Here is an 18161-nt window from a genome sequence, read left to right as displayed (position 1 = left end):
CTTCCATGACATGGGGCCGGATCGCGCCAGCACCGCCCGCCCGGTGAGCGCCGCCGGCTCTCCGGTGCTCGTCACGGGCGGGGCCGGCTTTCTGGGCATCGCCGTGGTCCGCCGGCTGCGTGCCGCCGGCCAGTCGGTCGCGATCCTCGACGACGGCAGCGCGGGCACGCTGCGCCGGCTGCACGTGTTCGCCGACGACGCCGAGGTGGTGCACCACCGGACGAGCGTCTGCGACGCCGACGCGGTGGCCGAGCTGCACCGTGCGGTGCGGCCGTGGGCCGTGGTCCACCTGGCGGCGAAGCATTTCATACCGGACTGCGAACGCGATCCGGAGGAGACCGCGCGGGTGAACGTCGCCGGTACGGCCAGCCTGCTCGCCGCCTGGCGGACCCACCGCCCGCAGCGGTTCGTCTTCGCCTCCTCCGCGGCCGTCTACGCCGACTCCACCGGGCCGCTCTCCGAGCGATCCCGGTGTGCGCCGTGCACCGCCTACGGGCAGACCAAGCTCGCCGGGGAGCGGATGGTGCACCGGGACGCGGCCCGGCGCGGAGTGGCCGCGCTCTCGGTGCGGCTGTTCAACCTCTACGGGCCGGGCCCGACCGCCGACCATCTGGTCCCGACGACGATCGCCCAGGCCCGGGCCGGTGGCGTGCTGCACCTGGGGGACCTGCGGACCGTACGCGACTACGTCTTCGTCGAGGACGCCGCCGACGCGGTCGTGGCGCTGCTCGCCCGGGGCGCCACCGGTCGGGTGAACGTCGGCACCGGGCGGGGCACCGCCGGCCGGGAGGTGGTGGCGGGGATTCTGGAGGTGCTCGGTCTGGCCGGCACGGTCGCGCTCGATCCGGCCCGTACCCGGGTCTCGGACAGCCCGGCCGTGGTCGCCGACATCCGCCGGCTCCGCGCGCTGCTGCCGGCGTGGCGACCGGTTCCGCTCCGCGAGGGCCTGGCGCGTACGGTACGGCTGCCAGCGGTCGAGCCTCGGCACGGCGCTGTCAGCGGTGCGTACCGGACGGCATCGGATCCGGCGGCGGCAGCCAGCTCAGCAGCTCCGGCCGACGGGTCCGCAACTGCGCCGCCAGCCGTTGCGCGGCCACCGACCGGCGCTGGTTGAGCAGGTCGAACCGGCGTCGGGCCAGCATCAGCGGCAGCAGCCGGTCGAGCTGCTCGTGGTCGACCCCCGCACCGTAACCGGCGACCGCCGACTCGACGGTGCCGCCGAGACCGAGGTCGACCGCGATGCACCAGGCCAGGTCGAGCATCGGCGGGCCGACCTGGATGGCGCCCGGGTCGAGCACGGCTCGCAGCCGGCCACCGGTGAACAGCACGTTGTGTCCGACCGCCATGTCGCCGTGGATCGCCGTCATCGGCGCTCCTCGGCAGGCCCGGTCGAGTGCCGCCACCAGGCGCAGTGCGCACGCGGGGTCGCGCAGCCGGATCTCGCCGAAGAACATCGCGGCGGTGCCCGGGGCGTCCAGCCGACGCCCCACGGCCGGTGCACGGTCGTGCCAGCGGCGCATCGCCGCGCAGACCAGGCGCTGGCGTCGGGGCAGCAGCGGACCGCCGCCGCCGTGCGACCCCGGTACCCGCTCCAGCACCGTCCACCACCGGCGTTCGCCGCCGGCCAGGATCTCGCCGTGGTCGAGCAGGGCGGGTGCCGGAATGCCGGCGGCGACGCGTACCCGCTCGTAGCCGAGGCAGACCGCCAGCGTCTCGTGCCGACGGTGCTGCACCTTGATCACGGTACGGCGCCCCGGCACCACCGCCGCGCCGGCAGCTTCCGGTTCCGGACCGTCGTAGGCCTGGCTTCGTGCCGCCGCCCGGACCAGCGCGTCGACCACCTCGCCGGGCAGTTCGCCGGCCGACGGCGTCGCGGCGTCGCTCAGGTCGAGCGGTCCGCAGCGCGCCGTGCCCGTCCTCCGCTCGCCCGCGCCCGCCCGCGGCTCGTCCACGTGCGGGTCGCCAGCCTGCCGCTCGTCCACCTGCCGCTCGTCCACCTGCCGCTCGTCCACCCGCTGCTCATCCACCTTGTTCGGCCGCTGCACGCCGGGCCCGGAGCATGCGCAGCGGTCCGCGCCAGCGTTCCCGGGCCAGCTTGGCCGAGTCGTACCATCCGACCGCCGCGAAGTCGTGCAGCTCGTCGTCCCCGAGCCACAGGCCCGCGACCGCCGCCCACACCGGTGGGGCGAGCTGGTCGGCCCGGGCGTCGGCGGCGAGCGCGGCCGCCGCGGTCCGGGCCAGCTCCGGGCGGTCGGTCGCGAGCGCCGCGAGTACCGTGATCGCGTCGACCGGCAGCAGTTGGCCGACCACCCCGGACTCCTCGGTCAGCCGGTGGGCGCGGGCGAGCAGCTCGTCCACCTCCGCGCAGTCGCCCCGGGCGGCGGCCGCGACCGCCGCCGCGAGGTCGCACTGGGCGAGCCCGATCAGGTCACCCAGCGACTGGTTGAGTTCCCGGGCCTCCGGCAGCATCGACGCCGCGAGTTCCGGGTCGGTCCACATGGTGGCCAGGGCCAGGTGCCGGGCGGCCCGCGCCCCCCACAGCGGCGCGCCGGTGGCCCGGGCCTGGTCGAGGGCCTGCCGGAAGAAGCCGGCCGAGCGGGTGAAGTCCCCGCCGTGCTGGTAGACGTGGCCGAGCAGGTCCCAGGTCCGGGCATCCTCCAGCGGCTGGCCGGCCGACGGGGGCGCGTAGCCGAGCACCTCGGCCAGCCGGCTGCGGCGCAGCGCCACCCCGGCCCGACCCCACGCACCGGCGCTGCGCAGCAGCGGACCGGCCTGCTCGAGGGAGGCGAAGAACGCGTCGCCCTCCGCGTGGTGGCCGGTCGACTGGGTCAGCGAACCGAGTTCGTAGGCGACGTACGCGTCGTAGGGGTGCTGCCACGGCTCCTGCGCCAGCGTCTTGAGGCGCTGGTATCTGGGGCGGGCGTCGACCTGGGCGGTGGACGCCAGCCGGGCCGCCTCGACCAGCCGGCGCAGTGCCGGCGCGGCACCGTCGGCCGGCGGCAGCGCGGCCAGCACCTGCCAGTGTCCGAGCTGGCTGAGGGTGTAGGTGAGGTCACCCAGTCGGTCGGGGAGCAGCTCGTGCTCGACCGCCGCCTGTAGGACCAGCAGCATCGCCGCCACCGCGCACTGGCTGCGGTGGGCGGAGACGACGGTGTCGCCGTCGTCGGGGCGCCAGACCTCCAGGCCCAGTTCGGTGACCCGGGCCGTCGCCCGGGCCGCCCGCTCGGCGCGCTCGGCGCCGACCCAGCCGTCGTCGGTGTACTCGTCGCAGGCGTTGATGCTCTGCCGGAGGGTCTGGTGGATCCGGTACTCCGGCCAGGTGCCCGCCGCGTGCCGGACGAAGCTGTTGGTGAGGAACCGGTGGATCGTCGCCATCGCCACGTCCGGCAGTACCGCGCGGAGGATGTCGGCGTCGAACGCCGCCAGCAGTGCCGAGGCGCGCAGCAGGTTGCGTTCGGCGGGGGAGAGGTCGCGCATGATCCGCAGGACCAGTTCGGGCAGCGGGCCGCCGAACTGGGCCGGGTCCGGGCGCTCACCGCGCAGCGCCGCGCTGCGGTACTGGCTGACCGACAGTTCCAGGTAGAGCGGGGAGCCCGCCGAGGCGTCGACGATGCGGCGGCGTACCGCCTCGTCGATCGCCGGTTCCCCGTCGGCGACCGTCAGCCGCTCCCGCAGGAAGGTGTCGGCGTAGTCGGGGGTGAGCCCGGCGAGGGCGTGCTGGTCGCTGCGCCCGTCCGCCCCGGCGAGGCGCGGCCAGCGCTGGGTGCCGCCGTAGGTCAGGGTGACCGCGCGGACCGGGTCGTGCCAGCGCAGCGGGCGCCGGCTGGTCACCACGAAGAGCACGTTGGGCATGAGGTAGACCATCCGGGCGAGCAGGTCCTCCAGCAGCCCCTTCTCCCTGGGCAGCCCCTGGACGGCCTCGAAGGTGTCCAGGTGGCAGACGGCCAGCGCCGGCCGTCTGGCCCGGATCCGCTCGATGTCCCAGGCGAGCAGGATCGGCAGGTAGCCGAGCATCCGGTCCGGGTCGTTCTCCTTGAGGATGAGGGCGAAGGGCGGGAACTCGCGCTGGAGCCGGCGTACCTCGGTGGCCTCGCGTAACCGGCGTACCAGTCCGGAGGCCATCCGGTAGCCGACCTCCACCACGGCCACCGAGCCGAGCAGTTCGTCGACGACGCCGGCGATCTGCTGCGCCGTCTGCTCCCGGTCCTCCTGGCCGAGGAAGCCGCTGCGTTCCACGAAATCGGTCAGGCTGACGCCGGGGTGCTTGAGTTCCCAGTAGACCGACAGGCCGGTGTCGAAGGCGGTGAACGGCCGGCCGAGCCTGCCCAGCGCCGCGCGGACCCGCAGGACGACGGTCTCGAAGCCGAGGTTGCTGCCGTCGGCGAAGTCGAAGCTGGCCACCACCCGCCGCTTCGGCAGCTCCGGCGCGGACGAGCCGGTCAGCTCGGCGCAGAACTGGTTGACCAGTGTGGTCTTGCCGATGCCACCCTGGCCGTGAACCACGATCACGTTCTGCGCGGGGCGGCCGAAATCGAGCAGGTCCGCCGTGGCGAGCGGCTCGGCGGCCAGGTCCCGGGCCCGGTTCAACAGCATCCGGGTGTAGTCCTCCCGGTCGGTGAACACCTCGTTGCGACGGTAGGGTCCGGCGGCACCGAAAACGAAGTAGTCGTCTAGGTCCACTTCGTCATGTAATCATCTGACTACATCGGTCGACATCAACTGATCCGGTGGAGACGCGGGCGCGGGGGAGGTGGCATGACGCGAGTCCTTGTCGATGTTCGCGCCAACCAGCAGACCGGCATCGCCCGCTACGGCACCAACCTGCTGCGCGAGCTGGCCGTGTCGGCCGGCACCGGCGGTACGCCACGGCTGACCGCCTTCGTCGACCCGGTGCAGGTCACGGCGGCGCAGGAGGCGATCGGGACGGCACCGGTACGGCTGGTCGTGGCCACCGAGTCGGACGGCTTCGTACGCCGCAGCGCCGAACTGCGCGGGCTGCTGGAGACGGGCGGGTTCGACCTCTACCACACCACTCACTACACGGTGGATCGGCACTGTCCGATTCCGTACAGCTTCACCGTGCACGACCTGACCCGGCTGCGCTTCCCCGAGCACGACTACGGCCGGGAACAGTTCGTCCGGCACTTCGGCGCCGCGCAGTGGACGGCGCTGCGGGCCGAACTCGCCGCGCTGACCGACTGGGACGACGGGCGCGGCGGCCCGTTCCAGCGCTACTTCCGGGCGCTGAACCGGGTCCTCGCGGCGGGTGCCACCCGGATCGCGGCGGTGTCCCGGGCGACCGGTCACGACCTGGTGCAGTTGCTCGGTGTCCCGGCCGACATGATCGACCTGGTGCCGTGCGCGGTACGCGCGGAGACGTTCCACCGGCGCCCCGTCGCCGAGGTGGCCGCCGTACGCGCCGAGTACGCCCTCTCCGGCCCGTACTGCCTCTACGTCGGGCTCGCCGGACCGATCAAACGGTTCGACTGGCTGCTCGCCCGATGGCTGGACGCCGTGCCCCGGTTCCCGACCGGTGCCCGGCTCGTCGTGGTCGGCGGGTACGCCGAGGCGCGCGCGGAGGTGGCGGCCCTGCTCCGCGACACGCCTGCGGCGGGCTCGGTGGTCTTCACCGGCAGGGTCCACGACGACACCCTGGCCGCGCTCTACTCCGGCGCTGCCGCCCTGCTGGTCGCCTCCCGTAACGAGGGCAACCACCTCGGCCCGCTGGAGGCGCTGGCCTGCGGTTGCGAGGTGATCTGCACCGACATCCCACCGCTGCGCGAGACGGTCGACGGGCATGCGCACTTCTACCCGTTGACCGACTCCGCCCGGCTGACGGGACTGGTCGACGCCGCGCTGCGCGGTACGCTGCCCCCGGCCGCCGCCGGCTTCACGGTGCCGCGCTGGTCCGACTCGGGCCGGGCGCTGGTCGACTCGATGCGCCGATCGCTGGGCGAACGTGCCGTCGGCGAGCCGTACCGTGAGTCGGCACCCGGACCGTTTCAGCTCGGCAACCTCGGGTAGCTTTGATCACAATCACGACCTGTACATCCCGGTCTACCCGTGACCAGGTCCAGCGGGGTCACGGCTGGGCCGAGAAGGAGCTGCGGAATGCGCGTGACCATGACGCTGTCGCTCCCGCGGCATCCGTCCTCGGTGACCCGCGCCCGTCATGTCCTCACCACCCTGCTGAGCCTGACCGACGCGGCCGAGGAGGCCTGCGGGCACCTCGCCGTGCTGATCAGCGAGGCGTGCGCCAACGCGGTGATGCACGCCGAGCCGGAGAGCACGGTCGACGTCACCATCGTCATCGACGACCACGCCTGCCTGATCGAGGTCGGCAACCGTGGCACCACCCCGGACCACGCGGGGCTGCACGCCGGTCTACCCGACCCGCTCACGGTCGGCGGCCGTGGACTGCCCCTGATCACCGCGCTCGCCGACACCGCCGTCTTCGTCCCCGGCCCACCCGATCGGGTGCTGCTGCGCATCACCAAACACCTCACCGCGGTACCGGCACCACCGCTGGCCTGATCGACTGCCCCGGCCGGCGGCGCGAACGTCGCCGCCGGCTGGGTCGCTGCGGGGTTGGCCTATTGACATTCGATAGGTAGCGAGTGATAGTCGATGCATGCTTGCCGAACATCGAGCGGTCGCCCCACTCCGAGTCCTCCTGGTGTTGCTGTTCGGAGTGCTGGTCATGTTCCAGACCTTCTCGCTGCCCGGACAGTTCGCGTACATGGCCGAGGAGTCCCCGGAACTCGCGTACCTGAGGTGGCCGATGACCGCCATCTCGATCTTCTGGGTGCTCTGCGTCCAGGTGGTGATCGTGGCCACCTGGAAGTTGCTCACCATGGTCAAGAACGACCGCATCTTCAGCGAGGCGTCCCTGGCCTGGGTGGATGCGATCCTCTGGGCCATCGCCGCCGCCTGGATCGTCCTCGTCGGGGTGCTCCTCTACGTCGGTTTCAAGTCGGACGACCCCGGGCTACCTCTGCTGCTCTTCCTGATGTCGATCGGTGTGGCCGTGCTCGGGCTGCTGATGGTCGTGATGCGTGCCCTGCTGCGGCAGGCCACCACGCTGCGGACCGACATGGAAGCGGTGATCTGATGCCCATCGTCGTGCGCATCGACGTCGAACTGGCCAAGCGCAAGATGAGCGTGGGTGAGTTCGCCGAGCGGGTCGGCCTCACCCCGGCGAACGTGGCCGTGCTGAAGAACGGCCGCGCCAAGGCTGTCCGGTTCAGCACCCTGGAGGCCATGTGCCGGGTGCTCGGCTGCCAGCCCGGTGACCTGCTCGAGTGGGTCGAGGAATGAGCCGTCCTGCCGCGCCCCACGCGCCACGCACCGACCACGTCGACCCGCTCGCCGCCGGGATCGGCGGAGGGTCCGACCCTGGAACGGAGAACCCATGAAGTACGTCCTCGTCGTCGTCGCCCTGCTCGTCGTCGCCCTCGGCGTCGCCGCCGTGCTGTACGGAGGAGCCGACGACTCGCCCGGCCTCCAGCTCATCGGCGTGCTGCTCGTCGTCGGCACGATCGCCTACGGCGTGCGGGTCGCCCGGCGCAGCAGGTAGCGTACGACCGCCTCACCGGTCAGCCCGGCGGCCGCCCGGCGCCGTGCCGGAGGCCGGTGCCCACCAGTGCGGCCAGCTCGTCCTCGCGGCCGGTCAACAGGTCGAAGTCGTGGAAGGTCCGCAGCGCCCCCGGACCCATGGTGCGGAGGGCACGCGCGACCAGCGGAGTCTCCAGGCGTGCTGCCAGCCGCGCGGCGGTGGCCGGCCAGGTGCCGCGGAGTACCGTTCCCATCGCCACCGCCGTCTGCCAGAGCGCGTAGAGGTGCCGGTCGCCGATCTCGGCGCGCACCGTGTCGCCGGCCGGGATCTCGTCGACGGCGGCCTGGTAGGCGCCGGTCAGCCCGGCCTCGTCCCAGCCCTCGGCGGCGAGTACCCGGCCGGTGGGCAGCCGGGTCGAGTAGGAGCCGTCCGTGGTGTCGATCGTGGTGGCGGTGCCGTCGGTCCAGGCCAGGAAGGGCAGCATCGCCGGCACGTCCAGTACCGGTCCGCGCAGTGGCGCGGTCTCGTCGGCCGGCCCGGGACCGTCCGGAAGGAGGCAGGCGGAGAGCCGCACGCCGTGGCCGTGGTTGCCGATCAGGCTGGACCGGTCGTCGTGCTCGACAAGGTTGGGCACGGTCACCAGGCACGGCACCCCGGCCCGGCGGAGGAACTCCAGCGCCAGTTCGTCGTCGGCGCTGCCGGTCTCGGGCTGGGTCGAGAGGAAGGCCGCGAACTCGCGCGCCGTGTCGGCCGGTAGCGCCAGTGCCTGGGTCGGCACGTACGGATTCACCATCGGAACCCAGGAGGCACCGGTCAGCGCCGCGAACCGGACCAGCGAGGCGGTCCGCGAGCCCCACTCGACGAAGTAGCTGACCGCCGCCCGGGGCTGTCGGGCCAGGCTCTGCCGTGCGGCGGCCACGAAGCCGGCCGGCAGCCGGACGTCGTCCTGCACCACGAGATGGTGGGTGGCCTCCGGCGATACCGCGGCGTAGGCCAGCCGGGCACTGCGGACCGTGCTCGGCGGCCCGTCCGGGTCCGGGTCGACGGCGAGCGCGGCATCCAGCGGGGCGAGACCGGCCGCGACCGCGCGGGCCTGCGGTAGCCGCCTCGGGTGTGTCATCACGGCGGCCGACAGGACGGGCTCCTCGGCGACCGACAGGGCGAGCGCCTCGGCGGTGGGCCCGGGGGACTTCCGATCATCGACGGCCATGTGACCGGAGCTTAACGCATGGACGGACGTCGAACGGGGTACATAGACTCGCATAGATCGTCTCGGTGTTGCCGCCGACGCCGGTCAGGCAGTCGCGCGGGTGTCACGGGGGAGCGTGAGACGGGTGTGCGACGCACCATGGCTGTGCCCACCGGCGGTGGGCCGATGAGCCCGAAGGTCCTACAGATCTCGGTGCCGCGCGGCGGCTCCAACGCGGTCGCCCGGATGATGGGCCAGAGCCCGGACGTTGCTGCGGTACTCCGGTCGCGGCTGCTGGAGGACGGGCGGGACGGGTTGTTCCGGGCCCTGCGCGAGGTCGAGCGGGAGGCGCCGGGCCGGTTGCCGTACGTCAAGGAACAGGCCGCCTTCCTGCCCGAGCATCCGGACGAGCTCTTCGCCCCGTACGACCGGTTCCTGGTCGTGGTCCGGGACCCGGTGCAACAGGTCGCCTCGGAGCTGCTCGCCGTGCTCGGCAACCGGGAACTGCTCCGCGACAAGCTGGTCGAACGTACCGGCGTCCCGGTCGGACGGCGGGAGACGGCCCGGTTGCTCGACCGGTACGCGGTCGCCGCCTGCGCCGACTTTCCGATCGTCCGGTCCGGGGTGCGCGGCTGCTGGCAGGACGTACTGGCCTACCTGCGGCGTACCCGCGACTTCCGCCCGGTGCACCGGCTGATCGACGATCTCTACGACGTGCAGCCGCACCGGCAGGGCTGCGCCTCGGACACCGAGTGGTTCAACCGGGCCATCTTCCGGGTCGGCGTGCTCTGCTGGCTGCGCGCGGTCGACCTCGTCTCCGCGTTGACGGCGGCGGGCGTCCGCCGGCTGGCCGTGGTCGACTTCGGCGACCTGCAGAACCGGCCGCGACGGATCGCCGAGGTGTGCGACCGGCTGGCGGTCCGCTTCGACGAGCGGATGGTGACCGGACCGTGGCAGCCGCCGGGCCGCTGGTTCGAGGAGGGCCTGGACCGCGACGAGGGACGCCGGTGGGTCGGCCGCGCCTGGACGGCGACCCGCCTCTACGCGTCCCGCCCGGTGCCGTGCGATCCCCGGTCGCTGCCGCCGGTCGCCCGGGACGCGGTCTCGTCCAGTATGGAGAGTTACCGCGCCCTGTTGAGCCATCCGGCCTGCCTCTCCCCGGAGGACCCGGTCGCCTGGGGCGGTGCGGCGGCGGCGCCGGCAGGTCGGGGCACGGCGCGGCGATGACGGTGAGCGGATCGCCGGTACCCCCGCACGCCGCGCCGGTGAACGCGGTGCTGCGGCGGATCCGGGGCTGGACCTGCCTGGCCGGCCTGCTCACACCCGAGCTGGCGGCCCGGCTGCGCGACCACGGCGAGGTCGCGGAGCTGCTGGCGGGTGCGCGCGGCGAGGCGGTCGTCCGGGTACCCGACGCGCGCGTCGCCGCCGACCTGTTCGTGCTGCTCGACCAGCTTGCCCTGTACGGCGGCCGGCAGCTTTTCGTGACGCCCCGGGGCGACTGGGAATACCGGCTCAGCGACGCCTCGACGGTGGCCCCGGCGCTGCCCCGGTCGCTCGTGCACGATCTCGCGGACCAGGTCGTGCCGGGGCGGGTGGTTCCCTACCAGCCCTGGCCGGGGCGGATCGACCGGATCGCCGTGATCACCCACGACCGCCCCGACACCCTCGCCGGCTGCCTGGCCGCCCTGCACGACAACCTGCGCCGCTTCGGCCGGCAGCACGTCGACGTGGTGGTCTACGACGACTCCGGTCCGGCGCACCGGCCCCGGGTCCGGTCGGTGGTGCGGGAGGCCGGCTCGGCGGGCCTGCGGATCCGCTACGTGGGGCCGGCGGAGAAGCACGCCGTGCGGGCGGCGTTCGAGCGGAGCCTTGCCGACGGGGATGTCGACCGGCCCGTCCTGGACCGGCTGCTCGGCGCCTGGCGGGCCGACGGGAGCTGGGCGGGCTCCGCCGCCGAGCAGCGGAACTGGGCGATCCTCTCCGCCGCTGGCCGGCGGGTACTGGTCTGCGACGACGACGTACGGCCGGCGGCGCTCGACGTTCCGCTCCCCGCCCAGCGCGTCGCCGCCGAGACCGTGGTGCGGGACGTCGAGCCAACCGCCCGGCCGGACGCCGGGACGGCCACGACCGGCGAGCGGGATGCCCGACTGCCGGCCGGGCGACTGCTCGCCGGGCACCTGACCGGCCGGTCGACCCGGGCGGCGCTGCGGCCGTACCCCACCGACCTGCTGGGCATCCTGGAGGAGACCGAACCGACCCTGGTGTCGGCCGCGTACACCGGGCATCCGGACCGGCGCAGCGCCCTGCTGCTGGAACGGTTCTTCGTGGCCTCGGAGCGCAGCATCGACGTCTGCGACAGCGATCCGCCGGTGCGGCACGTCCGGCAGGCGGCGCTCGCCGGTGGGCCCCGGAAGTTCCGGGGTGGCGCGTTCGTGACCAGCGGCACCGACCAGGGGGTCGAGTTCGCGGTCCGGCACGGGCGCAACGAGGACTTCGCCCTCGCGCTCAGCCTGGTCGTCAGCACCGGGGGACGGCTGCGGCCGCGCGAGTCCGGTGCGGCCTTCCTGCTGCACGAACGGGGACCACGGCACTCCGGCCCGTTCCTGGCGCACCGGGAGGAGCGGGAGGGCGACCTGGTCAACGGGTTGCTCGGCGACCTGCGGCGCGGGTACGCCGAGACCGCACCGGACCGCTTCGACCCGGATGCCTTCCGCCGCTACGGCCTGGCCCGGCTCGACGAGAACCTGCCCGACGCGACCGCGCGGCTCGCCGCCGAGCTGTTCCGGGACGGGTTGGCGTACCGGGGGCGGGCCGTGGCGCACCTGCGGTTCCTCTCCACCGTCGAGTCCCGGATCGGCGGGCCGGCGGCCGGGCGGGCGCTGGCCAGGCTCCGGTCCCGCTGGTACGCCGACCAGGCCACCCCGGCCGCCGCGCTGCTGCGCGCCGCCGCCCGGCTCCTGCGGGAGCGCCGCCCGCTGCCGGCACCGGTGCTCAGCGCCTGCGTGCAGGTACTCGTCCCGGAGGGAATCATCGCGTTCATGGACGTCAGGTCGACCCGGCGACGACTGCGTACGCTGACCGCCGAGGAGCGGGCCGCCGCGATCGCCGTACTCGAGCGGGAGGCCGGCTGGTCCGGCGGCGGCTGGGCCGCTCCGCTCCTCGCGGACGCTCCGGTGACGGCGGCCGAACTCGCCGCCCGGGTCACCGCGAAGGCGGCCCGGACCCGTCGGCTGATCAGCGAGATCGACAGCGAACTCGGGTTGGCACCGGTGCCCGCCGACCGACCACCCGACGAGCGGAGCCGGGCCGCTGCGGTTACCCGGTTCGCCGACGCCGTGCACACGCGGGTACGCGACGAGGTGCGGCTGTTCCTCCGGGCGCTGCCGTACGCCTACCGGTTGCGCTCGGCGTTGCCGGCGCTGGACGGGGTGACCCGGTGAGCTGGCGGGCGGAGGCGGTCCGGCCGCGTCTGCTGCTCCTCGGCGAGCTGCGGTCGGCCGGCCCGGGTCTGGTCGGCGCCCTGATCGGCGTCAACCTGGCCCTCGGGGTGCTGCCGGTGGCGTTCGTCGTCGCCAGCAGCGTCATGGTGGGTCGGCTTCCGGCGGCGATCGACGCCGGCTCGGGTTCACCGGCCGCGGCCCGCCTGCTCTCGGCGTTCGCGGTGGCGGCGGTCCTGTTCCTGGCCCAGCAGGCCCTCACGCCGGTGCAGGTCGCGCTCGGCGAACTCGTCCGGCTGCGGGTGGACGGTGCCGTGCACGACCGGGTCATCGGTACGGCGCTCGGCGGCGCCGGGATCGCCCGGATGGAGGATCCGGCGGCGTTGGACGCGCTCGCGGACGCGGCCCGCCGGCTGGAGAGCAACTGGGAGACCCCGGGCATGGGCTGCGCCGGGCTGCTCGCCCTGCTGGCCCGGTACGTCCGGCTGGCCGGATTCGCCCTGCTCGTCGGCGCCGTGGTCGGCTGGCTCCCGGCGGTGCTGCTGGCGCTCACCACGCTGCTGTTCCGGTACGGACAGCGCGGCGGCCTGCGGAAGTACTCACAGGTGTGGGTGGCGGTGACCCCGCTGATCCGCCGGGGGCGTTACCTGCGCGGGCTCGTCCTCGGGCCGGGTGCCGCCAAGGAGCTGCGGGTGTTCGGGCTCGGCACCTGGCTGGCCGAACGCTACGAGCGCACCTACCGGGACTGGCTGGCACCGGTGTGGCGGGCCCGCCGCCGGGTCTACCTGTGGCCCTATCTCGGGTACACGGCGGTCGGTCTGGTGATCGGCGTCGGGGTCTTCACGGCCATCGCGGACGCCGCCACCGCCGGGATCACCCTCACCGAGCTGGCCCTCGCCCTCCAGGCGACGGTCGCGGCGCTGCTGCTCGGCGAGTACTACCCCGAGGCGGACTCGCCGAGCCAGTTCGGCATGCTCGTCGCCAGTGCCGTGGCGCGGTTCGAACACGCGATGCGGCCGACCGCCCTCCCGCCCGTCGCCGCCCCGACCGCGCCCGCCCGCGCCCGCGCCGACCGCCCTCGCACCGACGGGCCGGATCGCGCCGACCGGCCGGATCGCGCCGACCGGATCGATCCGGCCGACCTGCCGGAGCCGACGGTCCGGTTCGACCACGTCACCTTCCGCTACCCGGGTGGCGGTCACGACATCCTCGCCGACCTGGACCTGACGTTGCCGGCGGGCCGCTGCACCGCCCTGGTGGGCCTCAACGGAGCCGGCAAGACCACCCTGGTGAAGCTGCTCGCCCGACTGCACGAACCGACCGCCGGGACCGTCCGGTTCGGCGGCGTCGACATCCGCGACTTCGACGTCGCGGGCTGGCGCCGGCAGCTCAGCGTCGTCTTCCAGGACTTCGTCCGGTACGAGCTGTCGATCGCCGACAACGTCGCCTTCGGTGCCGTACACGCACCGCGCGACCCGGACCGGATCCGGCGGGCCCTGCACCGGGCCGATCTCGCCGAGCTGCTCGACGGGCTCCCCACCGGCCTGGAGACGCCGCTGTCCCGCACCTACCCGGACGGCGTCGACCTGTCCGGCGGACAGTGGCAGCGCGTAGCGATCGCCCGCGCCCTTTACGGCGTGGAGTGCGGGGCCCGGCTGCTCGTCCTCGACGAGCCGACCGCCGCGCTCGACGTGCGGGCCGAGGCGGCGTTCTTCTCCCGGTTCGTGGCGCTGACCCGAGGGGTGACCTCGCTGCTCATCTCGCACCGCTTCTCCAGCGTGCGGCACGCCGACCACATCGTGGTCCTGGCCGACGGCCGGGTGGTGGAGGAGGGCGACCACGAGACGCTGGTCGCCGCCGGTGGCCGGTACGCCGAGCTGTTCCACCTTCAGGCCGAACGCTTCGCCGCCGAGCCCAGCGCGACGGCACCGGACGGCGGTGACCGGTGATGACCGAGACGGTGCGCGGCTGCCTCGAACTCGTCCGGCTCTCCTGGCGGCAGCGGCCGGCCAAGCTGATCCTGGCGGTACTCCTCAAACTGGCCGAGGCCGCCGCGTTGCCGCTGGTCGCCGCCGCGCTCGGGACGCTGACCGACGCGGCGCTGCGCGGCGACCGGCCGACCGCCGTACTCGCCGGCTGCGCCGCGGCGGCCGGGACGGTCGCGGCGCTCACCCTGGGCCACTTCGCGCACATCGCCTACTTCGAACTCGGCGAGGTCAACCTGCTCACCAAGGACCGCCAGCTCATCGACGTGGTCACCGGCTCCCCGTCGATCGAGCACCACGAGCGCCCCGACTACGCGGACCGGATGCAGACGCTCACCCAGGAGTTGCAGCGGGTCGGCTGGCGCAGCATGGAATCGCTGCTGTCGGGGCTCGGCACCGCAGTCGCGGTGGCCATCACCGCCGTACTGCTCGCCCGGCTCCATCCGGCGCTGCTCCTGCTGCCGCTGGCCGCCGTACCGCCGATGCTGCTCGGGCAGCGGGCGGAGATCCTGCTGTCCCGGGCCCGGGACGCCACGGCCGAGACCTCCCGCCGCGCGCGGCACCTCTTCGACCTCGCCACGGACCCGCGCTCCGCCAAGGAACTGCGGGTCTCCGGGATGACCGCCGAGATCCGGCGCCGGCACCGCACGCTGTGGCGGGCCACCATCCGCGAGCTGTGGCCGGCCGAGATCAGGGCGGCACTGCTGCGCACGGCCGGCCAGTCCTGCTTCGCCCTCGGGTACGCCGGTGCCGCGCTGCTGGTGCTGCGCGACGCGGCGGCCGGGCGGCGCAGCGTCGGGGACGTGGTCCTCGTCATCGCGCTGGCGGCGCTGGTCAACCAGCAGGTGAGCGCGATGGTGGGCCTGCTGCGGGACCTGCAACGGGTGGCGCTGGCCCTGGCCGGCTTCCGCTGGCTGCGGGAGCTGACCGCCCGGGCGCCCCGGCCGGTGCCGGACGCCGCCGTACCGGAGCGGCTGCGGCACGGGATCCGGCTGCGCGAGGTCGGGTTCGACTATCCGGGCACCGGGCGTACCGTCGCCGACGGCGTGGACGTGCTGCTGCCGGCCGGCTCGACGGTGGCCCTGGTCGGTGAGAACGGCGCCGGCAAGACGACCCTGGTCAAGCTGCTCAGCCGGATGTACGAGCCGGACCGTGGCCGGATCGAGGCGGACGGCGTCGACATCTCCCGGTTCCCGCTCGACGACTGGCGGGCCCGGATCGCGGTGGGCTTCCAGGACTTCGTCCGGTTCGAACTCGCGGCCCGGCAGGCGGTCGGCGTCGGGGACCTGCCCCGAATCGACTCCGACGAGGCCGTGCTCGCGGCACTGGACCGGGCCGAGGGTGCGGATCTGGTGGACGAACTGGACCGGGGACTGGACACCCCGCTCGGCGGTTCGCACCGCGACGGGCGGGAGCTGTCCGGAGGACAGTGGCAGAAGATCGCGCTGGGCCGGGCGATGATGCGGCCGACACCACTGCTGCTGGTTCTCGACGAACCGACCGCGGCGCTGGACGCCGAGGCCGAACACCGGCTCTTCGCCCGCTACGCCGCCAGCGCCGGCCGGGCCGCCGCGAAGACCGGAGCCGTCACGGTGCTGGTCTCGCACCGGTTCTCCACGGTGCGGATGGCCGACCTCATCCTGGTGCTGTCGGCCGGTCGGCTGGTCGAGGCGGGCGACCACGACGCGCTGATGGCGGCCGGTGGCCTCTACGCCGAGTTGTACACCATCCAGGAACGCTCCTACCGCTAGGAGCCGGGGGATCACCGGCGCAACAGGTCGGCGGCGGCGATCCGGACCAGGGCCCGTGGGCCGAGCAGGGTCAGCAGGTTGCGCGGAGAACGGAACCGGGACATCGGAACGGCCCCGGAGAGTACCCCGAGGAACTGGTCAACGGCGGCCGGGCGTTCGCTGAGCGCGACGAAGAGTTCCCGGTCCACCGCGCGGGGCGGCCGGAAGGAGGCCAGGTCGAGGGTGAGGTCGTACATCGGGAGGGCGGCGGCGTCCCGACGGGCCCGGTACCCGGCGAGTTCGGCGTCGAGGCGGTCGCCGCTGTCCAGGCCGGCGGCGACCGCCTCGACCAGCAGTTCGACGTCCCGGAAGGCGTTGCCGATGCCCTGACCGGTGATCGGGTCCATCACCAGGCCCGCGTCGCCGACCAGTGCCCAGCCCGGACCGTGCGGCACCCGGAACGCGTTCGGCACGTCCGGCGTCAGCCGGAAGCGTTCGGCCCGCTCGCCGGCCCGGACCCGGGCGCCGAGATCGCCGCAGTCGTCCAGGGTGGCAAGGTAGTGGCTCTCGACGTCGGCCCGGAACGCCGGGAAGTCGGTGGCCCGGCCGGCGACGTAGGCGATCGTCAGGCCGTCGTTTGTGGGAAAGACCGCCACGGTACGGCCGGGGCGCTGGTAGAACTCTCCGCCGGCCAGGGCGACCCCCGACCAGTACGTGTAACAGGCGAACGTACTCGCCGGTCGCTCCCGGTAGGCGGCTGCCCGCACCCTGGCGGCGACCATGGAACGCTTGCCGTCGGCACCGATCACCAGTGCCGCGGTCTCGGTCACCGGGGTACCGCCACGCTGCCGTCCGCGTACCCCCACCACCCGGTCCCGGTCCCGGACGAGTTCGTCGACGTCGAACCCCTCGCGCACCTCGACACCTGCCTCGCGGGCCGCGTCGACCAGCAGCGCGTCCAGCAGGGTGCGGCGCGGGCTGTAGAGCGCGTCGACGCCCTGGTAGCCGGGATAGCGGCCGGCGAGTACGACGTCACCGGTGTCGAGCCGGATCTCCCGGGAGGCCGGAGTGCCGGCCGCCGCCAGCCGTTCCAGCAGGCCCCACCGGTGCAACCGGGCGACCCCTGGCACCTGGACCTGGTGCGTCGAGAGGGTGTCGCTGGGGAACCGCGCCCGGTCGACCGCCAGCACCCGCAGGCCCCGGCGGCCCAGCAACATGGCGGTCGCCGCACCGGCCACCCGGCTGCCGACGACGATGACGTCGTACCCCCGTGCCGGCACTGGGTGTCACCTTCCGCGAGATGGTGGGCGGCCGGAGCGGGGCGCCGGCCGATGGACCGGCTCACCGGGACGGGCGCTGCCCCGGCTCCAGCTCAGAGATCCGGGCGACGTTCCCGACCTCGTCGGGGTCGGGTCGGGGTGCGGCAAAGAACGCCTGGGCGACCTCGACGGCGACGTCCGGGGCGAGTCGCTTCAGGCTCAGCGCGAGCACGTTCGCGTCGTTCCAGAGCCGCGCGCCGGTCGCGATCCAGGGCTCCCAGGCGAGTGCCGCCCTGATCCCGGGAATCTTGTTCGCCGCGATCGCGGTGCCGGTGCCCGTCCAGCACATCACGACGCCGAAGTCCGCCCGTCCCTCGGTCACCGCCCGGCCCACCTCGGCGCCGATCGTGGGCCACGGGGCGTCGCCACCGACCCGAACCACCTCTCCGAGCCCGGAAAGGTAGTCCAGCACCGCTCTGGTCACCTCGTTCTCGTCGTCGGCGCCGAAGGCGATTCGCATCCGCTCAGCATAGGACCGCGGCACCGTGAGCGGGTGCCCGGCGATGACCGGACAGGGCGGCGGGGCCGGCGGCGCACTGAACCGCCCGGAAGCGGGGGGCACCGGCCGGCGGAAGGTTTCTGCTAGGTGGCCAGCGGGCACTGCTTGCCGGTCAACGTCACGCGAAGGAGATTCAGTATGGAGATCGGCGGCATCCTCAGCGCGCTCATCATCGGTCTGCTCATCGGCGCCCTCGGCCGACTCGTCCTACCCGGCAGGCAGAACATTCCGATCTGGCTCACCCTGGTCATCGGCATCCTCGCCGCCCTGCTCGGCACGGTCTTCGCCGCCGCCTTCGGCGTCGCCGAAACCCCCGGCATCGACTGGATCGAACTCGTCCTCCAGGTCGGTCTCGCCGCCGTCGGCGTCAGCCTGGCCGCGGGTCTCTACCGGCGCCGCGTGTAACACGCGGCAGTCGCGGTGCGCCTCCCAGGACGGTCGGTCCAC

General features: G+C 73.8%; 16 protein-coding genes. 11 read left to right on the top strand and 5 right to left on the bottom strand.

All coding sequences use genetic code 11. The features are described 5' to 3' along the window. Positions 1-10 precede the first annotated feature (10 nt). Positions 11-1114: an NAD-dependent epimerase/dehydratase family protein gene (locus V1634_RS14385; protein ID WP_331208284.1), complete on the top strand. Its 1104-nt coding sequence runs from the start codon at positions 11-13 to the stop codon at positions 1112-1114. On the opposite strand, the gene V1634_RS14380 is transcribed toward V1634_RS14385, so the two are convergent. Together V1634_RS14380 and V1634_RS14375 are read right to left on the bottom strand one after the other, a co-directional pair. Further along, on the bottom strand, positions 996-2012 hold the full coding sequence (locus V1634_RS14380) for a phosphotransferase (protein ID WP_331208283.1): 1017 nt from the start codon (positions 2010-2012) through the stop codon (positions 996-998). The two genes, V1634_RS14385 and V1634_RS14380, sit on opposite strands and share 119 nt — an antisense overlap. A gap of 7 nt (positions 2013-2019) precedes the next feature. Then, positions 2020-4680 carry a tetratricopeptide repeat protein gene (locus V1634_RS14375; protein WP_331208282.1) on the bottom strand — a complete coding sequence of 887 codons (2661 nt, stop codon included), beginning with the start codon at positions 4678-4680 and terminating at the stop codon, positions 2020-2022. A 75-nt stretch (positions 4681-4755) separates the two neighbouring features. Between V1634_RS14375 and V1634_RS14370 the strand changes: the two genes are divergently transcribed. The 5 genes from V1634_RS14370 (at position 4756) to V1634_RS14350 (ending at position 7576) form a co-directional block, all read left to right on the top strand. After that, entirely contained in the window at positions 4756-6024 is a 1269-nt protein-coding gene (locus tag V1634_RS14370; RefSeq protein WP_331208281.1) for a glycosyltransferase, read from the top strand. Positions 6025-6111: 87 nt separating this feature from the next. Continuing rightward, on the top strand, positions 6112-6534 hold the full coding sequence (locus V1634_RS14365; RefSeq protein WP_331208280.1) for an ATP-binding protein: 423 nt from the start codon (positions 6112-6114) through the stop codon (positions 6532-6534). Between the two features lie 142 nt (positions 6535-6676). Beyond that, on the top strand, positions 6677-7111 hold the full coding sequence (locus V1634_RS14360) for a DUF2975 domain-containing protein (RefSeq protein WP_331208279.1): 435 nt from the start codon (positions 6677-6679) through the stop codon (positions 7109-7111). Then, positions 7111-7317, top strand: coding sequence for a helix-turn-helix domain-containing protein (locus V1634_RS14355; protein WP_107256509.1), 207 nt, complete (start codon positions 7111-7113; stop codon positions 7315-7317). Before V1634_RS14360 ends, V1634_RS14355 begins: the two co-directional genes overlap by 1 nt. 94 nt (positions 7318-7411) lie before the next feature. Continuing rightward, the gene (locus V1634_RS14350) at positions 7412-7576 is read left to right on the top strand and encodes a hypothetical protein (RefSeq protein WP_199853278.1); all 165 of its coding nucleotides are present in this window, start codon (positions 7412-7414) and stop codon (positions 7574-7576) included. Between the two features lie 19 nt (positions 7577-7595). Here the strand turns inward: V1634_RS14350 and V1634_RS14345 are convergent, their stop codons facing one another. Beyond that, positions 7596-8765 (bottom strand): hypothetical protein, encoded by a 1170-nt coding sequence (locus V1634_RS14345; RefSeq protein ID WP_331208278.1) that lies wholly within the window; start codon positions 8763-8765, stop codon positions 7596-7598. Positions 8766-8930: 165 nt separating this feature from the next. On the opposite strand from V1634_RS14345, the gene V1634_RS14340 reads away from it, so the two are divergent. Genes V1634_RS14340 through V1634_RS14325 form a run of 4 tightly spaced genes read left to right on the top strand, consistent with a single transcriptional unit; the run spans position 8931 to position 15917 of the window. Continuing rightward, on the top strand, positions 8931-9971 hold the full coding sequence (locus V1634_RS14340) for a hypothetical protein (protein ID WP_331208277.1): 1041 nt from the start codon (positions 8931-8933) through the stop codon (positions 9969-9971). Further along, complete coding sequence (locus V1634_RS14335) at positions 9968-12184, top strand: hypothetical protein (protein WP_331208276.1); 2217 nt, start codon at positions 9968-9970, stop codon at positions 12182-12184. Before V1634_RS14340 ends, V1634_RS14335 begins: the two co-directional genes overlap by 4 nt. Then, on the top strand, positions 12181-14130 hold the full coding sequence (locus V1634_RS14330) for an ABC transporter ATP-binding protein (protein ID WP_331208275.1): 1950 nt from the start codon (positions 12181-12183) through the stop codon (positions 14128-14130). The genes V1634_RS14335 and V1634_RS14330 overlap by 4 nt, the downstream gene beginning before the upstream one ends. After that, positions 14130-15917, top strand: a complete 1788-nt coding sequence (locus V1634_RS14325; protein WP_331208274.1) for an ABC transporter ATP-binding protein — start codon at positions 14130-14132, stop codon at positions 15915-15917. Before V1634_RS14330 ends, V1634_RS14325 begins: the two co-directional genes overlap by 1 nt. 11 nt (positions 15918-15928) lie before the next feature. Here V1634_RS14325 and V1634_RS14320 read toward each other — a convergent pair whose 3' ends face one another. Both V1634_RS14320 and V1634_RS14315 read right to left on the bottom strand, forming a co-directional pair. Further along, a complete protein-coding gene (locus V1634_RS14320; protein ID WP_331208273.1) occupies positions 15929-17176 on the bottom strand; it encodes an NAD(P)/FAD-dependent oxidoreductase in 1248 nt (415 codons plus the stop codon). A 61-nt stretch (positions 17177-17237) separates the two neighbouring features. Beyond that, positions 17238-17675, bottom strand: a complete 438-nt coding sequence (locus V1634_RS14315) for an RpiB/LacA/LacB family sugar-phosphate isomerase (RefSeq protein ID WP_331208272.1) — start codon at positions 17673-17675, stop codon at positions 17238-17240. 177 nt (positions 17676-17852) lie between these two features. On the opposite strand from V1634_RS14315, the gene V1634_RS14310 reads away from it, so the two are divergent. Then, entirely contained in the window at positions 17853-18119 is a 267-nt protein-coding gene (locus V1634_RS14310) for a GlsB/YeaQ/YmgE family stress response membrane protein (protein ID WP_331208271.1), read from the top strand. Positions 18120-18161 lie beyond the last annotated feature (42 nt).

The organism is Plantactinospora veratri, from assembly GCF_036421995.1.
GTDB lineage: Bacteria > Actinomycetota > Actinomycetes > Mycobacteriales > Micromonosporaceae > Plantactinospora > Plantactinospora veratri.
This window is presented reverse-complemented; position numbering and strand designations above follow the sequence as displayed.